General features: G+C 64.5%; 23 protein-coding genes. 5 read left to right on the forward strand and 18 right to left on the reverse strand.

The annotated features are described in order from the left end of the window. From C2U70_RS09950 to C2U70_RS09980, 7 genes are all read right to left on the reverse strand, one after another. The coding region (locus C2U70_RS09950; protein WP_210243903.1) for a DUF5672 family protein at positions 1-520 on the reverse strand (520 nt) is incomplete at its 3' end. A gap of 45 nt (positions 521-565) precedes the next feature. Continuing rightward, a complete protein-coding gene (locus C2U70_RS09955) occupies positions 566-1,366 on the reverse strand; it encodes an MBL fold metallo-hydrolase (RefSeq protein ID WP_140977831.1) in 801 nt (266 codons plus the stop codon). Next, positions 1,366-2,145: a TatD family hydrolase gene (locus tag C2U70_RS09960; RefSeq protein WP_140977832.1), complete on the reverse strand. Its 780-nt coding sequence runs from the start codon at positions 2,143-2,145 to the stop codon at positions 1,366-1,368. The genes C2U70_RS09955 and C2U70_RS09960 overlap by 1 nt, the downstream gene beginning before the upstream one ends. A gap of 12 nt (positions 2,146-2,157) precedes the next feature. Then, positions 2,158-4,125: a methionine--tRNA ligase gene (metG, locus tag C2U70_RS09965; RefSeq protein WP_140977833.1), complete on the reverse strand. Its 1,968-nt coding sequence runs from the start codon at positions 4,123-4,125 to the stop codon at positions 2,158-2,160. Between the two features lie 36 nt (positions 4,126-4,161). Then, a complete protein-coding gene (locus C2U70_RS09970; RefSeq protein ID WP_140977834.1) occupies positions 4,162-5,208 on the reverse strand; it encodes a DNA polymerase III subunit delta' in 1,047 nt (348 codons plus the stop codon). Then, a complete protein-coding gene (tmk, locus tag C2U70_RS09975; RefSeq protein ID WP_140977835.1) occupies positions 5,205-5,891 on the reverse strand; it encodes a dTMP kinase in 687 nt (228 codons plus the stop codon). The genes C2U70_RS09970 and tmk overlap by 4 nt, the downstream gene beginning before the upstream one ends. A 2-nt stretch (positions 5,892-5,893) precedes the next feature. Then, on the reverse strand, positions 5,894-7,156 hold the full coding sequence (locus tag C2U70_RS09980; protein WP_140977836.1) for a D-alanyl-D-alanine carboxypeptidase family protein: 1,263 nt from the start codon (positions 7,154-7,156) through the stop codon (positions 5,894-5,896). A 154-nt stretch (positions 7,157-7,310) separates the two neighbouring features. Between C2U70_RS09980 and C2U70_RS09985 the strand changes: the two genes are divergently transcribed. Then, the gene (locus C2U70_RS09985; protein WP_140977837.1) at positions 7,311-8,267 is read left to right on the forward strand and encodes an alpha/beta fold hydrolase; all 957 of its coding nucleotides are present in this window, start codon (positions 7,311-7,313) and stop codon (positions 8,265-8,267) included. Here C2U70_RS09985 and C2U70_RS09990 read toward each other — a convergent pair. Then, entirely contained in the window at positions 8,261-9,166 is a 906-nt protein-coding gene (locus C2U70_RS09990; RefSeq protein ID WP_246666716.1) for a septal ring lytic transglycosylase RlpA family protein, read from the reverse strand. The genes C2U70_RS09985 and C2U70_RS09990 overlap by 7 nt on opposite strands. 815 nt (positions 9,167-9,981) lie before the next feature. On the opposite strand from C2U70_RS09990, the gene C2U70_RS33675 reads away from it, so the two are divergent. Beyond that, positions 9,982-10,110, forward strand: a complete 129-nt coding sequence (locus C2U70_RS33675) for a hypothetical protein (protein WP_283810358.1) — start codon at positions 9,982-9,984, stop codon at positions 10,108-10,110. Between the two features lie 3 nt (positions 10,111-10,113). Here the strand turns inward: C2U70_RS33675 and C2U70_RS10000 are convergent, their stop codons facing one another. Further along, positions 10,114-10,356, reverse strand: a complete 243-nt coding sequence (locus tag C2U70_RS10000) for a hypothetical protein (protein WP_246666717.1) — start codon at positions 10,354-10,356, stop codon at positions 10,114-10,116. A 193-nt stretch (positions 10,357-10,549) separates the two neighbouring features. Between C2U70_RS10000 and C2U70_RS10005 the strand changes: the two genes are divergently transcribed. Then, positions 10,550-11,131 (forward strand): TIGR00645 family protein, encoded by a 582-nt coding sequence (locus tag C2U70_RS10005; RefSeq protein ID WP_140977840.1) that lies wholly within the window; start codon positions 10,550-10,552, stop codon positions 11,129-11,131. A 125-nt stretch (positions 11,132-11,256) separates the two neighbouring features. Here C2U70_RS10005 and C2U70_RS10010 read toward each other — a convergent pair whose 3' ends face one another. Beyond that, a complete protein-coding gene (locus C2U70_RS10010) occupies positions 11,257-11,574 on the reverse strand; it encodes a DUF1476 domain-containing protein (protein ID WP_140977841.1) in 318 nt (105 codons plus the stop codon). Between the two features lie 127 nt (positions 11,575-11,701). Between C2U70_RS10010 and C2U70_RS10015 the strand changes: the two genes are divergently transcribed. Together C2U70_RS10015 and C2U70_RS10020 are read left to right on the forward strand one after the other, a co-directional pair. Further along, the gene (locus C2U70_RS10015; protein WP_140977842.1) at positions 11,702-11,920 is read left to right on the forward strand and encodes a hypothetical protein; all 219 of its coding nucleotides are present in this window, start codon (positions 11,702-11,704) and stop codon (positions 11,918-11,920) included. Positions 11,921-12,249: 329 nt separating this feature from the next. Next, the gene (locus C2U70_RS10020; RefSeq protein ID WP_140977843.1) at positions 12,250-12,432 is read left to right on the forward strand and encodes a DUF2934 domain-containing protein; all 183 of its coding nucleotides are present in this window, start codon (positions 12,250-12,252) and stop codon (positions 12,430-12,432) included. 31 nt (positions 12,433-12,463) lie between these two features. Here the strand turns inward: C2U70_RS10020 and C2U70_RS10025 are convergent, their stop codons facing one another. From C2U70_RS10025 to C2U70_RS10060, 8 genes are all read right to left on the reverse strand, one after another. Beyond that, on the reverse strand, positions 12,464-13,198 hold the full coding sequence (locus C2U70_RS10025) for an ABC transporter ATP-binding protein (protein WP_140977844.1): 735 nt from the start codon (positions 13,196-13,198) through the stop codon (positions 12,464-12,466). Then, on the reverse strand, positions 13,188-13,928 hold the full coding sequence (locus C2U70_RS10030; RefSeq protein WP_140977845.1) for an ABC transporter ATP-binding protein: 741 nt from the start codon (positions 13,926-13,928) through the stop codon (positions 13,188-13,190). Before C2U70_RS10030 ends, C2U70_RS10025 begins: the two co-directional genes overlap by 11 nt. Beyond that, on the reverse strand, positions 13,925-14,884 hold the full coding sequence (locus C2U70_RS10035) for a branched-chain amino acid ABC transporter permease (RefSeq protein WP_140977846.1): 960 nt from the start codon (positions 14,882-14,884) through the stop codon (positions 13,925-13,927). The genes C2U70_RS10030 and C2U70_RS10035 overlap by 4 nt, the downstream gene beginning before the upstream one ends. After that, the gene (locus tag C2U70_RS10040; protein WP_140977847.1) at positions 14,881-15,762 is read right to left on the reverse strand and encodes a branched-chain amino acid ABC transporter permease; all 882 of its coding nucleotides are present in this window, start codon (positions 15,760-15,762) and stop codon (positions 14,881-14,883) included. Before C2U70_RS10040 ends, C2U70_RS10035 begins: the two co-directional genes overlap by 4 nt. A gap of 110 nt (positions 15,763-15,872) precedes the next feature. Continuing rightward, positions 15,873-17,144, reverse strand: a complete 1,272-nt coding sequence (locus tag C2U70_RS10045; protein ID WP_140977848.1) for an amino acid ABC transporter substrate-binding protein — start codon at positions 17,142-17,144, stop codon at positions 15,873-15,875. 68 nt (positions 17,145-17,212) lie between these two features. Continuing rightward, a complete protein-coding gene (locus tag C2U70_RS10050) occupies positions 17,213-19,606 on the reverse strand; it encodes a xanthine dehydrogenase family protein molybdopterin-binding subunit (protein WP_140977849.1) in 2,394 nt (797 codons plus the stop codon). Then, positions 19,603-20,088 carry a (2Fe-2S)-binding protein gene (locus C2U70_RS10055; RefSeq protein WP_140977850.1) on the reverse strand — a complete coding sequence of 162 codons (486 nt, stop codon included), beginning with the start codon at positions 20,086-20,088 and terminating at the stop codon, positions 19,603-19,605. Before C2U70_RS10055 ends, C2U70_RS10050 begins: the two co-directional genes overlap by 4 nt. Further along, positions 20,085-20,966, reverse strand: a complete 882-nt coding sequence (locus tag C2U70_RS10060; RefSeq protein ID WP_140977851.1) for an FAD binding domain-containing protein — start codon at positions 20,964-20,966, stop codon at positions 20,085-20,087. The genes C2U70_RS10055 and C2U70_RS10060 overlap by 4 nt, the downstream gene beginning before the upstream one ends. Between the last annotated feature and the right edge of the window lie 71 nt (positions 20,967-21,037).

Raw genomic sequence — 21,037 nt, forward strand, 5'->3', positions numbered from 1 at the left:
CGAACTCGCCTTCGAGTTGGGGCCGAAAGGTGCGGCAAACCTGCCAGTCGGAATTCACGTCCGCGCGCAGCACGAACCTGTCGTCGAGCATCGCCCGCAGGAATCTTTGCGACTGCAGCGAGAAGCCGCCATTGCCGACCGAGAATCCGTCACTCACGAACGGCCAGGGCGCGCCGACATAATCATATTGCCGAAAGTCGGGCCGCCACGCTGAGGGATCGACGACATAGCCGTCCCATTGCACGACCAGGACAAAGGGCGTCTCGATCAGGCGCGGCATCTGCTTGTAGAGGAATTCGGAATAGGCGGCGATCGAGCCCACGGGATCGATCTTGACGCATCGGAACGGCCCCTCCGCCTGCTCATGCGAGAACAGGATGGCGTCGCCGAAATCGCACGCCCCGATCGACCGACCAAGCGCGGCCGCAGTGGCCGGCACATTGACGGAATCGATCGCGCAGATCGTGACGTCGGTCAGGTCGGGCCTGGACGTCGTGAGCTTGGAACCGGCGGGTTGCATTGCCGGAACAATTTAGCAGAAAGAATTGCCGGTTCCACTGGGGGCCTAGGAGACGACCTCGACCCGCATGCCGTCATAGGCCGGCACGACACCCGCTGGGAGGCTCTGCCGCAGCACCTCATAATCGACATCCGCTGTCATATTGGTGATGACGGCCCGCTTCGGCTTGAAACGCTCGATCCAGGACAGCGCGTCATTGATGCTGAAATGGCTGGGATGGCCGGTGTAGCGCAGCCCGTCCACGATCCAGACATCGAGGCCCTCCAGCGCCCACCAACTCTCGCGCGGAATGTCGTTGAGGTCGGGCGTATAGGTGGCGTTGCCGATCCGGTAGCCGAGCGCCGGGATATTGCCATGCTGCACCAGGAAGGCGGTCATCGTCACCTCCCCGCCCTTGCCCCTGATCGCCTGGCTGTGGCCGGCCTCGATCGAATGGCGGTCGAGGATCGGCGGATAGTCGCTGCCCTCCGGCGAGATGAAGCAATAGGAGAACCGCGCCATGATGTCCTTGGCGGTCGACTGATTGAAATAGGTCGGAATGCGCCGGCGCATGTGGATGGCGACGGAGCGCAGATCGTCCATGCCGTGCGTCTGGTCGGCATGCTCGTGGGTCAGGAAGACAGCATCGAGGTGATCGACATTTGTAGAGATCAACTGCTCGCGCAGGTCGGGCGAGGTGTCGATCAGGATGCGCGTCGTGCCGTGATTGGAGGTCTCTTCGACCAGCAGCGAACAGCGCCGGCGGCGGTTCTTAGGATTGTTGGGATCGCAGGCGCCCCAGCCGAGCGCCGGACGCGGCACGCCGGCAGAGGAGCCGCAGCCCAGGATCGTCAATGTCAGCGTCATCAGGAGTGTTTCACCTTGGAGAACAGCCGAAAGAAGTTTTCGGTGGTCTGACGCGACACCTCATCGAGCGACACGCCGCGCGTCTCCGCCAGCACCTTGGCAACCTCAACCACATAGGCCGGTTCGTTGCGCTTGCCTCGGAATTTTCCTGGCGCAAGGTAAGGCGAGTCCGTCTCCACCAGAATGCGATCGGCCGGCAGTTCGGCCGCTAGCGCGCGCAGCGCCTCGGACTTCTTGAAGGTCAAGATGCCCGTGAAGCCGATGTAGAGGCCGAGCGAGACGGCCTTCATCGCAAGCTCGCGGCCGCCCGTGTAACAATGCAGCACAGCGCGAAACGATCCCTTCGCGACTTCCTCTTCCAGGATGCGGGCGCAATCCTCGTCCGCTTCGCGGGTATGGATCACCAGGGGCAGACCGGTGGCACGCGCGGCCGCGATATGGGCGCGAAAGCCCCTCGCCTGCGCTTCGGGCGAGCCATTGTCGTAGAAGTAATCGAGGCCGGCTTCGCCGAGCGCGACAACCTTGGGATGGTTCGTGAGCGCAATCAGCTCGTCCGGCGCGATGCCGTGTTCCTCGTCGGCGTGGTGCGGATGCGTGCCGACGGAGCAATAGACGTCGTCGTAGCGGCCGGCGATGGCGAGAAGCTGGTCGAGCTTCCGCACCCGCGTCGAGATCGTGACCATGCGGCCAACGCCGGCCGCTTTCGCACGCGACACGATCCCGTCGAGATCATCCGAAAAGTCCGGAAAATCCAGATGGCAGTGGCTGTCAACCAGCATCGTCCAAACGCCTCAGGCCGCCGGCTCGATATAGCGCGGAAACGCCGGCGTCGGCGCCGGCAAAGTTGAGTTGGGCGCAATCCGCTTCGCGCCGCCGAGCATTGCGAAGTTGCGTTCGCCTGGTGGGATGCCGAGGCTGTCGAGCAGCAAGCCTGAAGCGGTCGGCATTGCCGGCTGCGCCAAGATCGCGATCTGGCGCACAACTTCGGCCGTGACGTACAGCACCGTCTTCTGCCTGACAGGATCGGTCTTGGCGAGCGCCCACGGCGCCTCACCCGCAAAATAGCGGTTGGCCTCGGCGACCACGGCCCACACGGCGTTGAGCCAGTGATGGATCTGCTGCGTCGCCATCGCTTCGCGCGACGCCGCGATCATGCCGTCAGCCATCGCCAGGATCGCCTTGTCGTTGTCGCTGAACGCGCCGGGCTCGGGCAACACGCCCGCGAGCTGCTTGGCGATCATCGACAACGAGCGCTGCGCGAGATTGCCGAGGTCGTTTGCAAGGTCGGCGTTGATGCGCGCCACGATGGCTTCATGGTTGTAGTTGCCGTCCTGGCCGAACGGCACCTCGCGCAGGAAGAAATAGCGCATCTGGTCGACGCCATATTGGTCGGCAAGATTGAAGGGGTCGACGACATTGCCGACCGACTTCGACATCTTCTCGCCCCTGTTGAACAGGAAGCCGTGCGCATAGACCCGCTTCGGCACCGGGATGCCGGCCGACATCAGGAACGCCGGCCAGTACACCGCGTGGAAGCGGATGATGTCCTTGCCGATGATATGCACGTCGGCGGGCCAATAGCCCCAATTGGCATCGCCCTCGTCGGGAAAGCCAACGCCGGTGATGTAGTTGGTGAGCGCGTCGACCCAGACATACATCACGTGCTCTTCGTCGCCGGGCACCTTGACGCCCCAGTCGAAGGTCGTTCGAGAGATCGAGAGATCGCGAAGGCCGCTCTTGACGAAGCTCACCACCTCGTTCTTGCGCGAGTCCGGACCGATAAACTCGGGATGCTCGGTATAGAGCTTGAGCAGCCGGTCCTGATAGGCCGAGAGACGGAAGAAGTAACTCTTCTCCTCGACCCACTCCACTGGCGTGCCCTGCGGTCCGAGCCGCACGCCGTCGTCGTTCAGGCGCGTCTCGTCCTCGGCGTAATAGGCCTCGTCGCGCACCGAGTACCAGCCGGCATAGGCGTCGCTGTAGATGTCGCCATTCGCTTCCATCCGCCGCCAGATCTCCTGGCTGGAGCGATGGTGCTGCTCTTCGGTGGTGCGGATGAAGCGGTCGAACGACACGTTGAGCCGTTCGTCCATCTCCTTGAAGCGTCCGGCATTGCGGGTCGCGAGCGCAGACGCGGTCATGCCCTCGTTCTGCGCGGTCTGGACCATCTTCAGACCGTGCTCGTCGGTGCCGGTCAGAAAGAACACGTCCTTGCCGTCGAGCCGCGCAAAGCGCGCCAGCACGTCGGTCGCGATCGCCTCATAGGCGTGGCCGATATGCGGATTGCCGTTAGGATAGGCGATCGCTGTCGTGATGTAGAACGCGTTGCTGCGCGCGGGCGTCTTCGCCTTGGGAGCCGCGGTTTGCGGAGCGATTACCTTTGCTGGCGCGCGCGGCGCCTTCGGCTTTGCAGGCGCAGGAACTGCAACAGGAGCCCGCGCCGGTGCGCGCTTGGGCGCCGTTACCTTCGCGGTCTTGGCCATCGTCTTTGCGGGCTGCTTGGCCTTCTTCACCGCTTTCTTGCTGACGGCAGTCTTCTTGGAGGCTTTCTTGGCAACGACCTTCTTCGTCGCCTTCTTGCCGGCCTTCCGCGTAGCCTTGGTCACGCGCGCCTTGGCTTTCTTCGCCTTCTTGGCGGTGGCCTTCTTGGCCTTTTTCGTAGCCGTGCGCGTGCGGGCCTTCACCGACTTCTTGGCTGACGTCCTGGTCGCCTTCTTGCCGCTCTTGCGTTTGACAGTTTTCTTAGCTCGCGTGGCCACCACGAATTCCTTCACAGTTCGAAAAATTGGAAGCGCCTAGCGCGTTGCGTCCGCCAGCCAGCCGAACACCGAGAAAACCAAGGGCTTTCGCTCCAGATTGTAGGTTTCGGTGTCGCGCGCGGCGCGGACGATCTTTTCCCATACCTCCGCCAGCCGTGCAAGGCGCGGCAGGTTCTGATTGGCGCTGGCCTCGTCGGCATGCAGGCGCTCGGCGATCCAGCGATCGATGCCATCGATGAAGGCCGCGAGCGCCACCCGGTCGCTGATCGGCAGGGAATCGCCGAGCGTGTGCAACTCGCGCGGATCGACCTGCGGCAGCTTTGCGAGCATCGCCGCGGTCCGCTGCTGGAGTTTCAGCGCATCGCCGCCGAGCAGCGTCAGCGCACGCGCGACGCTGCCCTCCGCTGAATCAGCAGCCTCACGCAAGGCGGGATCGCCAGCCTCGAGATCGGCCGCGCTCGCGGCGGCCTGAATCACGTCGTCGGTCGACAGCGCCCGCAGCCGCAGCTTGCGGCAGCGCGACTGGATCGTGGCCAGTACGCGCGCCGGCGCGTGGCTGACCAGCAGGAACAGCGATTGCTGCGGCGGTTCCTCCAATATCTTCAAGAGCGCGTTTGCCGCATTCGGATTGAGCTCGTCGACAGTGTCGACGATACAGACGCGCCAGCCTTCGGCGGCAGCAGTCGACCCGAAAAACGAAATCGTCTCGCGCGTCTCGTCGACCGTGATCACGGTGCGCATCACGCCGCGATCGTTGGCGGTCCGCTCCAGCGTCAGCAGCCCGCCATGCGAACCAGCGGCGATCTGGCGCGCGACCGGATCACTTGGCTCGACGGCGAGGCTTTCGGCACGCTGGACCGATGGAGCGCGCGGCTGGCCGTGAGCGAGCACGAACCGCGCCATGCGGTAGGCCAGCGTTGCCTTGCCGATGCCCTGCGGCCCGCCGATCAGCCAGGCATGCGGAATGCGACCGCTGCGATAGGCCTCGAGCAGGGCCATCTCCGCCTCGCGATGACCGAACAGCTGAAAGGTCTCGCGCGGATGCGGAATGGCGACGTCGCTTTCGGTCTTGCGCGGGCTCATGCGGGCGCCACCGGGACTGGCGTGGCAAAGACATGGTCGCACACCGCGATCCAGATCCGGCTTGCGACGGCATCGGGATCGGAATTGGCGTCGATCAGCACGCACCGCTTCGGATCCTCGGCCGCGATCTTGCGGTAGGCCTCGCGCAGGTTGCGGTGGAATTGCAGATTCTCGCCCTCAAACCGGTCGGGCGCCGCGCTGCCGCGGCGCGCGGCGGCCCGCTGCAGGCCGATCTCGACGGGCAGGTCGAGGATGACAGTGAGATCCGGCTTGAGATCGCCGATCGTCACCCGCTGCATCGCATTGATGATCCCGGCCGGCACACTGCCGAGGCTACCCTGATAGGCGCGCGTCGAATCCGAGAAGCGGTCGCACAGCACCCAGGTGCCCTGGTTGAGCGCGGGCTGGATGACGGTATGGACATGATCGTCGCGCGCGGCCGCAAACAGCAGCGTCTCGGCCTCGGGCCCGAGGAGCTTGCCCATGCCCGACAGCACCAGGTGCCGCATGATCTCAGCGCCGGGCGAGCCGCCCGGCTCGCGCGTCACGATGGTCTTGAGCTTGGTCGCATTGAGCCGGTCGGCGAGCTTCTTGATCTGGGTCGACTTGCCCGACCCCTCGCCGCCTTCAAAGGTGATGAAACGCCCGCGCCCGGACGGCGGCTTCACGGCAATCTCATTCATGGTCAGAGCTTCTCGGCGCCCGCGCGGAACATGCCGATCACGAGCTCGCTGGCGCCATCGATCGCCCGGCGCACGGTCGAGCCGGTCCCGACGGCCTCGGCAGCATAGACCGGCGTCTCCACCGCGACATTCCCGCTGCGCCAGACCCGGACCACGCCCACTCGCTGCCCCGCCTCGACCGGCGCGCGCACCGGTCCGCTATAGACGACGCGTGCAATCAGCTTGTCGCTGCCGTTCTTGTGCACCATCACCTTGACCGGCGTCTTGGCCACAAGCTTGACGGAGCGGCTTTCGCCGCCGAACACTTTTGCGTAGCCGACGGGCTGCTCGGCCGCGATCAAAGTGCGGGTCTCAAAATTGCGAAAGCCCCATTCCAGCATCTTCTTGGCCTCGGTGGCGCGATCCTCGGCGTCCTCCAGGCCGTTGACGACGACGATCAGCCGCGTGCCGTTCTGCACGGCCGAGCCGGCCATGCCGTACCCGCCTTCCTTGGTGTAGCCGGTCTTGAGGCCATCGGCGCCCTCGAGCGCGTTGAGCAGCGGATTGCGATTCGGCTGCCGGATCTTGTTCCAGGTGAATTCCTTCTCCCCGAACAGTTTGTAGAAGTCCGGATAGGTCAGGATGATATGGCGCGCGAGCATGCCGATCTCACGCACCGTCATCTTGTTGGCGGGGTCAGGCAGGCCGTTCGAATTGCCGAAGGTCGACTTGGTCAGGCCGAGCTCGCGGGCCCGCTTGGTCATGACCTCGGTTGCAAACATGCGCTCGTTGCCGGAGATCCCTTCGGCCAGCGCGATGCAGGCGTCGTTGCCGCTCTGGATGATCGCGCCGTGCAGGAGGTCGTCGATCGACACCTTGCTGTTGATGGCCGCGAACATCGTCGAGCCGCCGGAGGGGGCACCGCCCCTGCGCCAGGCGTTCTCGCTGATCCGGTATTCGTCAGTGAGCTTGATGTCGCCCTTCTTGAGGGCGTTGAAGACGACCTCGGCGGTCATCATCTTCATCATGCTGGAGGGCGCACGCAGCTCGTCGGCGTTCTTCTCGAACAGCACGCTGCCGCTGGAAGCCTCGATCAGGATCGCGTTCGGGGCGTCGCCGTCAAAACCGGCGTCTTCCTTCTTGACCCCGCCCTGGACGCTCTGATTGGCGGCGTAGAGCATCCCGCTCCAGCCGAGACCGGCGCCGACGGCCGCTGCAATGAGCCCGCGCGCGAGCCACCGGGCGGCCTGTCCCGGTCGGCGGATTTGAGAAGCGCGAAATGCCATGGCGAAGCCCTGAGAGCGGCGTTCTAACAGGAGGAACCGGGGCAAACAACACAAGCAGCGGCGTCATCACCCGGAGATTGCGCGGCCCGCGCGAGGTCCCTATCGTGACACCTCACGAAACCAGACCAAACCCCTGAAACAAGGCGGAAAAGCGATGTCCTCCTCGCGCATGATCACGGCCAACGGGATCGATCTTTTCGTCCGAGAGGAAGGCCAGGGACCGCTCGTGGTGCTCTGCCATGGCTGGCCGGAACTGTCTTACTCCTGGCGTCATCAGATTCCCGCGATTGCGGCAGCCGGTTTTCACGTCGTCGCTCCTGATATGCGAGGCTTTGGCCAGACCTCGGCGCCGTCGGACGTGTCGGCCTATTCCATCTTCGACACGGTCGGAGACGTCGTCGGCCTGGTGCAGGCGCTCGGCGAGAAGAAGGCTATCGTCATCGGCCATGACTGGGGTGCGCCCGTGGCCTGGCACGCCGCGCTGTTCCGCCCTGATATCTTCACGGCGGTCGCCGGCCTCAGCGTGCCGCCGCCGCTGCGCGGACGCGGCAAGCCGCTCGACCTGTTGCGCCAGAACGGCATCACCAATTTCTACTGGCAGTATTTTCAGACACCCGGCGTCGCCGAAGCCGAACTCGAGCGCGATGTCGCCCGCACGATGCGAGTCGTGCTCGGCGGGCGCGGCCTCGCCGATCCCAATGGCGCGATGTTCGTGCAGGAGGGCAAGGGCTTCCTGGGCCATGCCAGTGGCACCGCGCCGCTGCCGGCCTGGCTGCCCGAGGCTGACCTCGCCTATTTCACCGAGACCTACCGCAAGTCCGGATTCCGCGGCGGGCTGAACTGGTACCGCAATCTCGATCGTAACTGGGAGCTGACCACGCCATGGCAGGACGCGCAGATTCATCAGCCATCTCTGTTCATCGCGGGATCGAAGGACGCCGTCGTCACCGGCCTGATCGGATCGAAGCTGATCAACAAGCTCGAGCTCGTGCTGCCGAATCTCACGCGCAAGCTGATCATCGACGGCGCCGGCCATTGGGTGCAGCAGGAGCGGCCCGACGAGGTGAATGCGGCGCTGGTTAAATTCCTGAAGGAGACGGCGGCTCAGTAGAGCCCGCGGCCGCTCAGCACTTCGCTGGGACCGCGCGGGTCGACCGGCGCATAGGCCGCGGCCGGCCTGAGGTCGGCCGAATAGCCGGCGTCGTTCTCGTAGGACACCGCGCGGCGGTTCTCGACCACCCGGCTGCCCCGGCGGCTCGAGGCTGACATTTCCGAGGTCGCGTTGATCGAGGCGACGTCGGCCGAGGTGTTGCCGAGGTTGTAGGGACGGCCTTCCGGCACAGGAACCTCGCCCCGGATCGCCCCGCGCGAGGAGGTGAATTCCGGAACGAACGGTTTGGCCGAGGCGACCCGGACCATGGAGGGCGTCGGGGCCGGAACACCGGTCCGCAAGGTCGCCATCAACTGGCGGTCGTCAGACCCCTCCAATGGTGCCCGGCCGACATATTCGACCCGGACTTTTGCGACGCCATTACCTTTGAATTCAAGAAGTTCGGCTGCCTTGTTCGAGACGTCGATGAGGCGATTGCCATGGTAGGGACCGCGGTCATTGACGCGGACGACCAGCGATTTGCCGTTCGAAAGGTTGGTGACCCTGGCATAGGACGGCATCGGCAGGGTCGGATGCGCCGCCGTCAGCGAGGTCATGTCAAAGACCTCGCCATTGGCGGTCAGGCGGCCATGGAAATCGTCGCCATACCAGGAGGCCATGCCTTCGGCACGGTAGTTAGCGTCCTCTTCCGGAACGTAGGTCTTGCCGGCGACCATATAGGGCTTGCCGACGCGGTAGGTCCCGCCGCCCTTCGGCACGGGGTCACCCCAGGCGACCACCCGGGGGCTGGACGAAACGCCGTATTTCGGATCGACGCGGCTGGCGAACTTGCCCGACGACGCGCAATTGGCGAGCGCGAGACAGGTCGCGGCCGCCGCCACGCCGCGCGCGGCCCGCATCACCGAATCTGACCGTCGGATCCCCATTCGCCCCAAATACCATTCCACCGGACGCGTGCCCAATCAGGCCTTCTGCCGGTTCTCGCCCGATGCGGCCCACCACCGCTTCGGAAACGCGACGATATCGCAACCCGAAGACGGCGGAAATGGGGAGCGCGGCGTGATCGCGCCAAGATGGTAAACCAGACCTTCGCGCCCTCCCCGTTGATCTACGGAGGGCCTGTCCCGCTCTCGCACATGCTGTTGCGCCAAAACATCACTCCACCCCCATTGTCGGCGAAGCCACTGGAATCCTTTTGACTGTGCAAGGTTGTCCGCGTTTTCTCGCGTATGCACGGGGCGCAACGCGGTTTGCGAAAGTATTGGGATGATCGAGACGGTTTCAGCACTGATGGGCCTGGTAAGCGCGGGGATCTTCCTGGCTCATGCCTTTGAAGGATACCGCACGAGAGCCTGAAGCGCTCGCGCGGCGACACGCATCACCTCTTTCAACTGAGCTTGTTCGGAAAACTTTAATCGATCCGACCGAGCATCGAGAACGAGAGCGGAAGGCGTCCTATGCGCAACCATGATCTGGTGTCCGACAGTTTTCTGGCTTTGACGGCAGGCGGCCTGGTGCTGCTCTGCTCCAGCTTGGTGGCTCTGGCGTTCGCCTGAACGCCCTTCCCGAAATCCTGACGTTTGGCCGCTGCGTTGCAGCGCAACTGCCGTGGGGAGTCCGTCGGGCGGCCGCCCGCATCCCGTTTAGTTGATTGAATTCCCGCCCTCGTGCCTCGACCCATTGGAAGAGGCTGTCTCCAACGAGGGTGACGCACATGCTGGCCGAGAAATTCTTCCTGGTCCTGGAATCGCTGATCAAGGGTCGCACCTATCCCGACGGAAGCCCGCGCGTGGTCTCGACCTCGCCGCACGTCCCGGTGAAGCTGCCCAGCAACCAGAAATAGCGCTCAGCGCACGCCCAGCAGCGAGCGGCGGAAGCCGCTGCTTCTGGCTTCGTTCAGGCAGACGAAGCTACCGTCGAAGCCTTGCCCCCAGAGCTTCTGGCCTTTCCGGTAGTAGACCCCCTTCTTGAAATCCAGCCACACCACCTTGTCGGTCGGACAATAGCGCTGCGCCTGATCCTCGTAGCGAAACGGCGTCAGCGGGAGCGCGGCGAGGTTTGCGACGCCAAGACCGAGCAGCAGGGCCATCGCCGTACCCACAAGCCTGAAGATCCGCACCTCGTCCCCCAATCCCAGCATGCCATCGGCAGACGCTCTGCCTGCCGGGATGGCAGTATGCCGCGCAATCCACGGCCATGCCAACGCGAGGCAATGTCTTCCGCCAGCCATCTTGTCGGGCTAGATGGGAACCAGGTCAAATCGCAGAGTGGAAATCGCCCGCATGTCGGCTGAGCCCGAAACGACGCCCCCGCCCCGTCGGACCACCCCACGCCTGGGCCTGCTGCCGATGATCATCTTCGGATCGCGCTGGCTGCAGCTTCCGCTCTATCTCGGCCTGATCGTCGCGCAGTGCGTCTATATCGCGCTGTTCGTCAAGGAGCTCTGGCACCTCTCCTGGCACGCGCTCGATTTCAGCGAGCAGCAGATCATGATGAGCGTGCTGGCGCTGATCGACGTCGTGATGATCTCCAACCTGCTGGTGATGGTGATCGTCGGCGGCTACGAGACCTTCGTCTCGCGCCTCGATCTCCAAGGCCACCCCGACGAGCCGGAATGGCTCGGTCACGTCAATGCGAGCGTGCTGAAGATCAAGCTCGCGATGGCCATCGTCGGCATCTCCTCGATCGCGCTGCTGCGCACCTTTATCGAAGCCGGCAATCTCGGCTCGGGCCGCGCCGGTTTTACCGAGCAGGGCGTGATGTGGCAGGTCCTCATCCATATCACCTTCATCGCCTGTGCGATCGGTATTGCCTTCGTCGACCGGCTGAGCGACAGCGCAATGCGTGGCCACGCACGAGAATAGGGGCGGTCTATTTCGGCGATTGCAGGCCCGGCCCGGAGAGGGACAGGCGCAAGAGCGCGCTGCCGAGCGCAACCGCGCCCCGCGGACGGGCTGCAGGGCCAGGAGCACTGACGGCCGCAGAAGCCCTACCCGTTCGCCTCGAGCTGCTGCAGGGCCTGGTGCTGGCACTCCTGCAGCTTCTGTGCGACCTGCTCGGTGGGCACGCCCTTGCCGGCGAGGTCGCTTGCCACCTTGCGGATGATATCGTCGCTGGTCTGGCTCTCCAGATTGGTCGTGACCAGCTCGGTGGCGTAGGTCGCCGCCGCACCGCCGCCGAGACCGAGCTGGGCTGCCGCCCACATTCCCAGGAGCTTGGTCGACCGCGCCATGACCTTGAACATCAGCTCTTCGTCATGGGCGAATTTGGCTTCAAACCCCTGCTCGCGCTTGTCGAATGTCGTCATTGGTCGAGCTCCCTTCCGGAGGGACGATGGCTGCCAGACGCGCCGAAATCCTAGCCCACCCGAATATAGTTTACCATTCGTTAGGCCGAATCGCGCCCTGCTTTGGCGAATTCTCGGGAGACCCGCAATGGACAGAGAGTTGAGGGAGTTTCGCCGACTTGAACGTGTGTGCCTGGAGCAGGCCGAGCTCGACGCCTTCGACCTGTCCCGGATCGGCCTCCTGAAGGTCGCCAACGATTGCCGCATGGCAGCGGAGGCGATTGAGGCCAGGCGGCCGCCGCGGACCAATGTTATGGCCGGCCTGGTGCAGGCGCTGAGGCTCTCCTGGGGCGGCGCTCGGGCCTGAGGCCGGCACCGGGGTTTAAAACAACCCCATGCACAGTAGCCGGCGGCAGACGGCGCGTCGCTTCTGTTTTTACGAATACGACTGACGGCTCAGGCGGTTGTGCGCGTCCAGCGCCGAGCGGGGACGATAGGCCAGGCCGCCGTCAAAGCGGCCGCTTTTCGGTGAAAAGGCGGCGGCGGCGCGCGACAAACCGTCAAATCCTGCTTGCCAAATTGTCCCGCGGCGGGCCCCAGACCTATGTTAGGATTTTGGCTGTTTGCAACACCATCCGCTCGCTTTGGAACGCGCGGAAGCCATTTCGCGTTGATCCGTCAAATGGGAGATGCGCCATGCCGGGTCTGACAGAGGAAGACATTCGCACGCGGGCCTATCATTTGTGGAAGGCTGCGGGCGAGCCGGCCGGACGGATGGACGTGTTTTGGTACGAAGCCGAACGGGAGCTCCTGGTCGAGCGCGTCAACGGAAGCCCGGTGCCTCCCACAGACGATCGGCAACCGATTTCGAGGCACTGAGCCTGGTCCGCACGCTCCGGGCCTTCGCTGCCTACGCCCCGCCGAGATAGAGCCGCTTGACGATGTCGTTGCCCCGCAATTCGTCCACCGAGGCCGCCGCCACGACGATCTCGCCATGGACGATGATGTAGCCGCGGCTGGCGATCCGGATCGCCTGGTTGAAGTTCTGCTCCGCCATCAGCACCGTCAGGCCGAGATTCTGATTGAGTTCGCCGATCTTGGTGATGGTCTGCGAAACCAGGAGCGGCGAGAGCCCCACCGACGGCTCGTCGACCAGCAACAGGCGCGGTGACGACATCAGGGCGCGCGCAATCGCCAGCATCTGCTGCTGACCGCCCGACATGGTGCCGGCCAACTGTCCCCGCCGCTCCTTCAGGACGGGAAAGGTCTCGAAAGCGACCGCCAGATTGCGGTCGATGCTGCGCCGGGCCGCCTTTCGGAACGCCCCGAGCATCAAATTCTCCAGCACGGTGAGCCGGGGAAACAGACGCCTGCCCTCCGGCACCATCGCCACGCCGAGCTCGACGATGTCTTCGGTCGACAGACGAGCCAGATCGTGCGCCACGCCGTCGATCGTCAGCGCGATGGCGCCGCGTTGCGGCCGCACCAGGCCCGCGATGCACTTCATCAGCGTGCTCTTGCCGTTGCCGTTGGTGCCGAGCAAGGCGACGGTTTCGCCGGCCTCGACACGGAGCGACACGCCGCGCAGCGCCGTCACGGCGCCGTAACCCGCATCAAGATCGTTGATGGCGAGGCTAAGTGCCAAGGTAGGCCTCCTGCACGTGCTTGTCGGCCATGACCTCGGACGGCGTCCCGATCGCGATGATCCTGCCGGCATCGAGACACATGACGCGGTCGGAGAAGCGCATCACGGCCTGCATGATGTGCTCGATCATGATGATGGTGATGTCGCGGCTGGCCAGGCTCAACAGCAGATCGAGCACCTCGTCGACTTCGGAACTGGAGAGGCCTGCCATGGCCTCGTCCGAAATCAGAAGTTTTGGTTGCGTCGCCATCGCCCGCGCAAGCTCCATCTTGCGCAACTCCACCTGACTGAGCTGGGTGGCCGAAACGTTGGCCTTCGACCCCAGGCCCATCTGCTCGAGGATCGACATCATGGTGTCGCGCCGCTGCCCGACCGAGACGTGCTCGTGAGCGGCGAAATCGAGCGCCACCATGAGGTTTTCGGCAACCGTCATGCTCCTGAACGGCCGCGGAATCTGGAAGCTGCGGGCGATGCCGCGGCGGGTGCGCTGATGCGGCTTCAGCGGCGTGATGTCCTCACCCCGAAACAGGACGGTGCCGGGCTCGGTACGAAACGCGCCGGAAATGCAGTTGATCAGCGTGGTCTTGCCCGAGCCGTTCGGGCCGATCAGGCCAAACCGCTCGCCCGGCCGGATATCGACGCTGACTTCGCGAAGTGCCGTGAATCCGCCAAAGCGCTTGGTCAGCGCCGCAATCCGCAGCAGGGGCGGCTGGGTGTCGGAGAGCGTCATGCCTCCCCCTTCCCGCGGTTGCCCCGCAGCCTGGCGATCAGTCCGATGATGCCGTCCGGAGCGCCCACCACAAACAGAACCAGCATCACGCCAAGCACGAGCACGTTGACCTCCGACGAGATCGTGACCGTCAGCAATTGCTGCGTCGTGGCGAGCACGATCGCGCCGATGATCGGCCCCGACCAATGCGCGGTTCCGCCAATCAGCGACATCGCCAGGGTCGAGACGGAGTAGTTGAGATTGAACGCGGACGCAGGGTCGGCATATTGCAGGTACATGGCAGCCGGAGCGCCGACCGCGCACATCAGCGCGCCCGAGATCACGCAGGCAAGGAGCTTCAGGCGCAAGGTCGGCACACCCGTGCACTCGGCCGCGAGCTCGTCGTCGCGCAGCGCCTGCAGGCCGCGACCGATCCACGAGTTCTGGATGTAGCGCGAGATCGCCACCGCCAGCACCACGAGGAGTGCCTGGACGAAGAACAGCATCTGCACATAATTGTCGAACGGTGCCGTCACCTCCGGCCGCTGGATCTGGATGCCCGCGGCACCGCCGACATAACGCCAGTTCGTGATCGCGGTCTCGATGACGATCGTCAGTGCAATCGTCGCGATCGAGAAGAAAATGCCCTGCATGCGGAGCGTCAGGAGACCGAGTGCGAGCCCCATGAGCGCGCCCATCGCGGCGCCGGCCAGAATTTGCAGCGGAAGCGGCGCGCCGAACGCCTTGACCAGGAAGACCGAGGCATAGACGCCGACGCCGTAGAATGCGCTGGTGCCGAAATTCACATAGCCGGCATAGCCGCCGAGGATGCTCCATGCCACCGCAAGCGCGATGAACTGCAGGATGATGTAGCCGGCAAAGAACGGATACTGGTTGCCGACCACCTGGGTCATCACAAAGACGGCAGCGAGAAAGACCGCCGCGCCGGCCCAGAAAGCGATGCTGCTGCGTGTCATGATCGCCTGCCAAACAGGCCTTGCGGCCGGACGGCGAGGATGCCGAGCAACATCGCAAAGGAAATCGCCGGCGCCCAGGAGGCGCCGAACATGGTGAGCACGATCGACTCGGCGACGCCGAGAATGATAGCGGCGACGAGCGTGCCGCCCATGCTGCCGAGCCCCGCCATCACCACGACGCAGAAGGTGCGCCCGATATAGGCGCGGTCGAGCGTCGGATCGACGGGAGCGACGATGATGAGCAGGGCGCCGGAGATCCCGAGCACGGCGGTGGCGATGCCGAAGGCCCACTGCTTGATCTTGACCGGGTTGGTGCCCATCAAGCGCAACGCCTCCTGATCCTGCGCCACGGCCTGGATGGCGCGTCCCATGAAGGTCCGCGACAGATACAGCGTCAGCAGGACGGTGAGTGCGGTCGCCACCCCAAACGCCACCAGAAGCCGATACGGAATACGGAAGTCGCCGAGCCGCAACGCCTTGCCGATATAATCGGCGGTGACGGAGCGCTGATCGACGCCGAATTGCAGGATGATCAGCACCTCGATGATGAAGGCGATTCCGAAGAAGAAGGCGATGCCGCGCACCGCGGCGTCGCTGCCGCGTTTCTCGAACGTCTCGTAGTACAGGCGATAGGCAGCTAACCCGAACACGAAGAAGACCGGCGTGATCAGGAGGCCCGCGAGCAGTGGATCGACAGCATAGTGCTCGTTAAGGAAATACACCGCGTAAGACGCCAGCACCAGAAACGCCGGATGCGCCACGTGGGGGACGTCGAGCAGGCCGAACGACACGGACAATCCGAGGCTGACCGCGCCGTAGAAGCAGCCGAGCAGCACCCCGATCACCACCGCATCGAGCAGCAGATCCAGTGAAAACAATTGACGTCCCCCTTGCCCCGGCTTGAGCCGCTCCCCCGATCAGCTCGTGCCGGAGTGTCCGATCCCTTGCCCGGGGCAATTCGTCCCGGGCATCGCTCGCGATCTCCAGCTTATTTCCGCGCGGCCTCGAACGGCGCGATCAGCTCGCCGGATTTCAGATTGTCCGGGAACAGGATCACCTGTTTGCCCGAGGTCCGGAACTGCTCCATGTTCTTGTCGACGACGCCACGGAACTGGGCCTGGAGCACCGCGGTCTCCTTGCGCTCGCCATCCGGCGAGAAGGCGATCGGCCCGACGATGGTCTTGTGGGTGTTCTCGCGCAGATATTTGGCGAGCGCCTTCTGGTCCAGCGACCCCACCGCCTTGATAGCCTGCTCGATGAGCTGGCCACTGGCATAGCCGAACGGCGCCAGATAGTAACCGAGCGGGTCGATCTTGGCTTCGACGGCGCGTTTCGTGTACTTGTCGAAGAACTCCTTGGTGCCGTCGAAATACATGCTCTTTTCCGGCAGCCACGTATTGTAGTTGACGACGCCGTTGAGCAGCGAGCCCATATTCTCCATCACGGCGCCGAACTGCAGGCCGACCATGCCGCCGCCGAACACCTTGACGTTGTCACCGATACCGATCTCGTTGACGGCACGCAGAATTCCCGCCGAGTCCGGCGGATAGGACGCGACATAGACGATGTCGGGCTTGCTTGCCTTGAGCGCGCGGATGATGCTGGAAAACTCCACCGTAGCAGGCGGGTAGGCCTGGTCGAAGACGACCGGCAGGTTGCGCTTGGCTGCGACTTCACGGGCGGTCTTCGCCAGGTTCTGCGCGAACTCCTGGTCGGCCGCCAGCAGCGCCATGGATTTGCCGCCGGCCTTCTGGCCGATATCGAGGAACGACGTCGCCCAACTGTCCGCCGGTCCCCACGGCGCATTGTTGAACCACATGTCGTGGCCGACCTTGCTGTTGACCTGGAACGAGAAGTTGCCGATCAGCAGCAGCCCGCGCTGCTTGACCATCGGCATGATCGGCGCCGTCGGCACGGTCGCATAGGGCGCGAACAGGAGGTCGACCTTGTCGACGTCGATCAGCTTCGAATAGATCGCCGGCGTCTCCGAGGCGCTCGACTTGTCGTCATAGACGACGAGCTCGACCTTGCGCCCGAGCAGCCCGCCGGCCGCGTTGACGTCGTCACGCCAGATCTCGATGCCGAGCAGCGACGCCTTGCCGCCGCCGGCAAGACCGCCGGTTTGCGGCATGCTCATGCCGATCCTGATCGGCCCCTGCTGCGCGTGCAGCAAATTGGCACCGAGCGGTGCGGCCGCAAGCGCCGCGCCCGCGGTCGCCAGCAGGCTGCGGCGGGAAATCGACGAGACCTTCTTCGACATTGGCTGTTCACTCCCTGAAGTCTGTTGTTTGACGTGATTGTGGTTGGCTGGCTTCTTGGCGTCCCTCGTCAGATCTTCCCCAGAGCCGTCAGGATAACCTGCGGCGTCAGGGGAATCTCGGTGATTATTGTCCCAAACGGCGAGAGCGCATCATTGACTGCGTTGGTCACGGCCGCCGCCGCGCCCGCGGTCCCGGCTTCGCCCGCGCCCTTGGCGCCGAGCTCGGACTCGCGGGTCGGCGAGACGACATGGCCGATATCGATGTCGGGCATCTCGCCAGACATCGGCACGAGGTAATCGGCCATGTTGGCGTTGGTCAGTTGCCCACGCTCGTCATAGATGCACTTTTCAAACAGCGCCGCCCCAAGCCCCTGCACCACCCCGCCCCTGATCTGCTCATCGACCAGTTGCGGATTGATGATGGTGCCGCAATCCTCGACCACCCAATGCCTGAGCAGCTTGACGAAGCCGGTCTCGGTATCGACCTCGACCCAGGCGGCCTGAACGCCGTTGGTGAAGGCGAAGGGATATTCGCGCGGCACGAAATGTTTTGTCGCCATCAGCTCGGGCTGGATGCCCGGCGGCAGCGTATCGGGGCGGAAATAGACAATCCGGGCCAGTTCGTTCAGCTCGATCCGCGATGCGCCGTCACTGACATTGACGATGGCATTGTTGACGATGTCGAGCTCGGCCGGTGTGGACTGCAGGATGACCGCGGCAACATCGAGGATGTTCTTGCGCAAGATTTTCGTGGCCTGCAGCGCGGCCTCACCGCCGATGCCGGCGCCGCGCGAGGCCCAGGTGCCGCCACCATAGGGTGTCACGTCGGTATCGCCGAGAATGACCCGGACGCGGTCCATGGACACACCGAGGACGCTGCCCACAATCTGGGCCGTCAGCGACTCCGAGCCCTGCCCCTGCTCGGTGATGCTGGTCTGGCAGATCACCGAGCCCTGCGCATCCAGCCGCACCGCCACGCCATCCTGCGACGAGATTTTTGCACCGCCGACCCCATAGAAGGCCGCGCTGGGGTTGGTGACCTCGATGAAACTGGCAATGCCGATGCCGCGATGGATTCCCTCCTTGCGGAGCGTAGCCTGCTCGGCACGCAACGCGTCGTAACCCATCATCGCAACGATCTTGTCGAGCGAGGCATGGTGCGACAATTGCTCGAACCGCAAGCCTGATGGCGAGGCGCAGGGGTAGGCGTCGTCGGCGATCAAATTGCGGCGGCGGATCTCCAGGGGATCCATGCCGATTTTCCGGGCTGCGAGATCGACCAGGCCTTCCGTCACCGAACAGGCGATGGGATGGCCGACCGCGCGGTACTGGCACATGACATTCTTGTTCTGGAACACCACCCGCGCCCGCGCGCGGTAGTTCTTGCTGGTGTAGGGACCGCCGACGAGATTGACGACCTGGTTAGCCTCGATCGCGCTGGTGCGCGGATACATCGAATAGGGCCCGATGCCGGTGAGATCGTCGATCTCGAAGGCCGTGATGGTGCCGTCGCGCTTGACGCCGATCTTGCCCTTGCAGCGATGGTCGCGGGCGTGAATGTCGGTATTGAAGCTCTCGACCCGGTCGGCGACGAATTTGATCGGGCGGCGCAGCAGCTTTGAAAGCGCGTAGGTCGCCATCTCGTCGGCATAGATGTGCACCTTGATGCCGAAGGAGCCGCCGACATCCTTGCAGACGACGCGAACCTGCGCCTCCCGCAGGCCCAGATGCAGCGCCGCGATGTTCTGCACCATGTGCGGGGCCTGCGTGCCCTGGTAGATCGTGAGCCGTGCTTCCGCGGCATTCCAGTCGGCAACGACCGCCCGCGGCTCCAGCGTCACGCCGGTGTGGCGGCCGAAGATGAAGTCGGCCTCGACCACCGCATCTGATACGGCAAAGGCCTGGTCGACGGCGCCGGCATCATGGACGCGCTCGAACGCCAGATTATCGCCGAGCGAGGCATGGATGACAGGTGTCGCCGGATCGAGCGCCGTGCGCATGTCGGTGACGGCCTCGAGTTCCTGATAGGCGACCGCGACATGCTCTGCGGCGTCCTCGGCCGCCGCACGGCTGGTCGCGACGATGGCGGCCACCGCCTCGCCCTGCCAGCAGACACGATCGACTGCGATCGCCGATTGCGGCGCGGATTTGAGGCCCTTGAGATGCGAGAGCACGCCGACCCAGGGCGTGATGACGGCGCCAAGCTCCTTGCCCGTGACGACAGCGATAACGCCCGGCATCTCCTTAGCGGTGACGGCATCAACGCTCACAATCTTCGCATGCGCGTGCGGCGAGCGCAGGAACACGACATGCGCCATGCGCGGCAGCTCGATGTCGCTGACATAGAGGCCGCGGCCCTGCAGCAGACGGTCGAGGTTCGGCCGCGGCACCGTCTTGCCGATATAGGAGTTCGGCCGGTCCAGCACCGACAACCCGTCCGGATTGACACGGATTGAGCTCATGCCTTCAGCTCCATCCGCGCCCGCGCGGTCGTCTCGACCGCGTCGATGATGGCGTGATAGCCGGTGCAGCGGCAGTAATTGCCGGACAGATGCTCGCGAATCTCTTCGCGCGCGGGCGTCCGGTTCTCGCGCAGCAGATCCTGCGCCGCCATCAGCATGCCCGGCGTGCAGAAGCCGCATTGCAGCGCATTGCGGTCGCGAAACGCCGCCTGCAGATCGGCGATCTCGCCGGAATCGGACAGGCCCTCGATGGTCTCGACCACGGCGCCATCAGCCTGCACCGCCAGCATCAGGCAGGATCGGACGATCTCGCCGCCGACCCGCACCGTGCAGGCGCCGCACACGCCATGCTCGCAGCCGACATGCGTGCCGGTCAGCTTGAGATGCTCGCGCAAAAAATCCGCGAGATTGAGCCGCGGCAGGACGTGCGCCTCGACGCGTTCGCCGTTGACCGTGAGCGAGATCGCCGCTGCAGCCGTCACGCCTGTCCTCCGGTGTGGAGATCGGGACGGTTGAGGAGCGATGCGACGCAGCGCGCCAACAGTACCTTTGCGAGATGCCGGCGCATGGCCGGCGTCGCCTCCTGATCCTCATGCGGATCGAGCTCCCGGGAGAGCGCGTCGCCGGCCTCTGCCAGCACCGAGGACGTCATCGTGACGCCGGTCAGCCTGGCGGCAGCCTTCGCCAGAACAGGCTTGTCGCCGACAGCGAAATAGCCGAGCCGGAGGTCGGCGAAGGCGGCGCCATCAAGCACGGCCTGCGCGGCAAGACCTGTGATCGCATAGTCGCCGTGGCGCCGCGCAAACTCCTGGAAGAAATGCGCCGAGCCTTTGCCGGCGATCGGCAGCTCGATGGCAACCAGCAAGTCCTGGGCTGCGAGCTGTGTCTCGTAAATCCCGGTGAAAAAATCCTCCGCGGCAATGCGCCGCTCGCCGCCGGGGCCACGGACCACGATGGTTGCACCGAGCGCCAGCATGCAGGCGGGCAGCTCGGATGCCGGATCGGCCTGCGCAAGGCTGCCGCCAACGGTGCCCCGGTTGCGAATCGCGGGATGCGCGATGTGCGCCGCGGCGGCGGCGAGCAAGGGCACGCATGTCGCAATGTCGGATGATGTCAGGAGATCGGCATGCCGGGTAGCCGCACCGATGAGAAGCGTGTCGCCCCTGATCGCGATACCGCGCAACTCGGCGAGTGCACCGATGTCGACGACCATTTCAGGGGCAACCAGCCGCAGATTCATCGCGGGGATCAGGCTTTGCCCGCCCGAAAGCACCCTCGCCCTCTCTCCATGCACGGCAAGCAGCTCCAGCGCATTGTCAACGCTGGTCGCGCGCGTGTAGGCGAAAGCCGCAGCTTTCATTCAGGCAAGCCTCCCCGACCCTGTTTTTCTGCTTTTGACGGATTAGAGGATGGGACATTTCAAAGGTCAAG

The sequence above is a fragment of the Bradyrhizobium guangdongense genome (assembly GCF_006483445.1).
Taxonomy (GTDB): domain Bacteria; phylum Pseudomonadota; class Alphaproteobacteria; order Rhizobiales; family Xanthobacteraceae; genus Bradyrhizobium; species Bradyrhizobium guangdongense_A.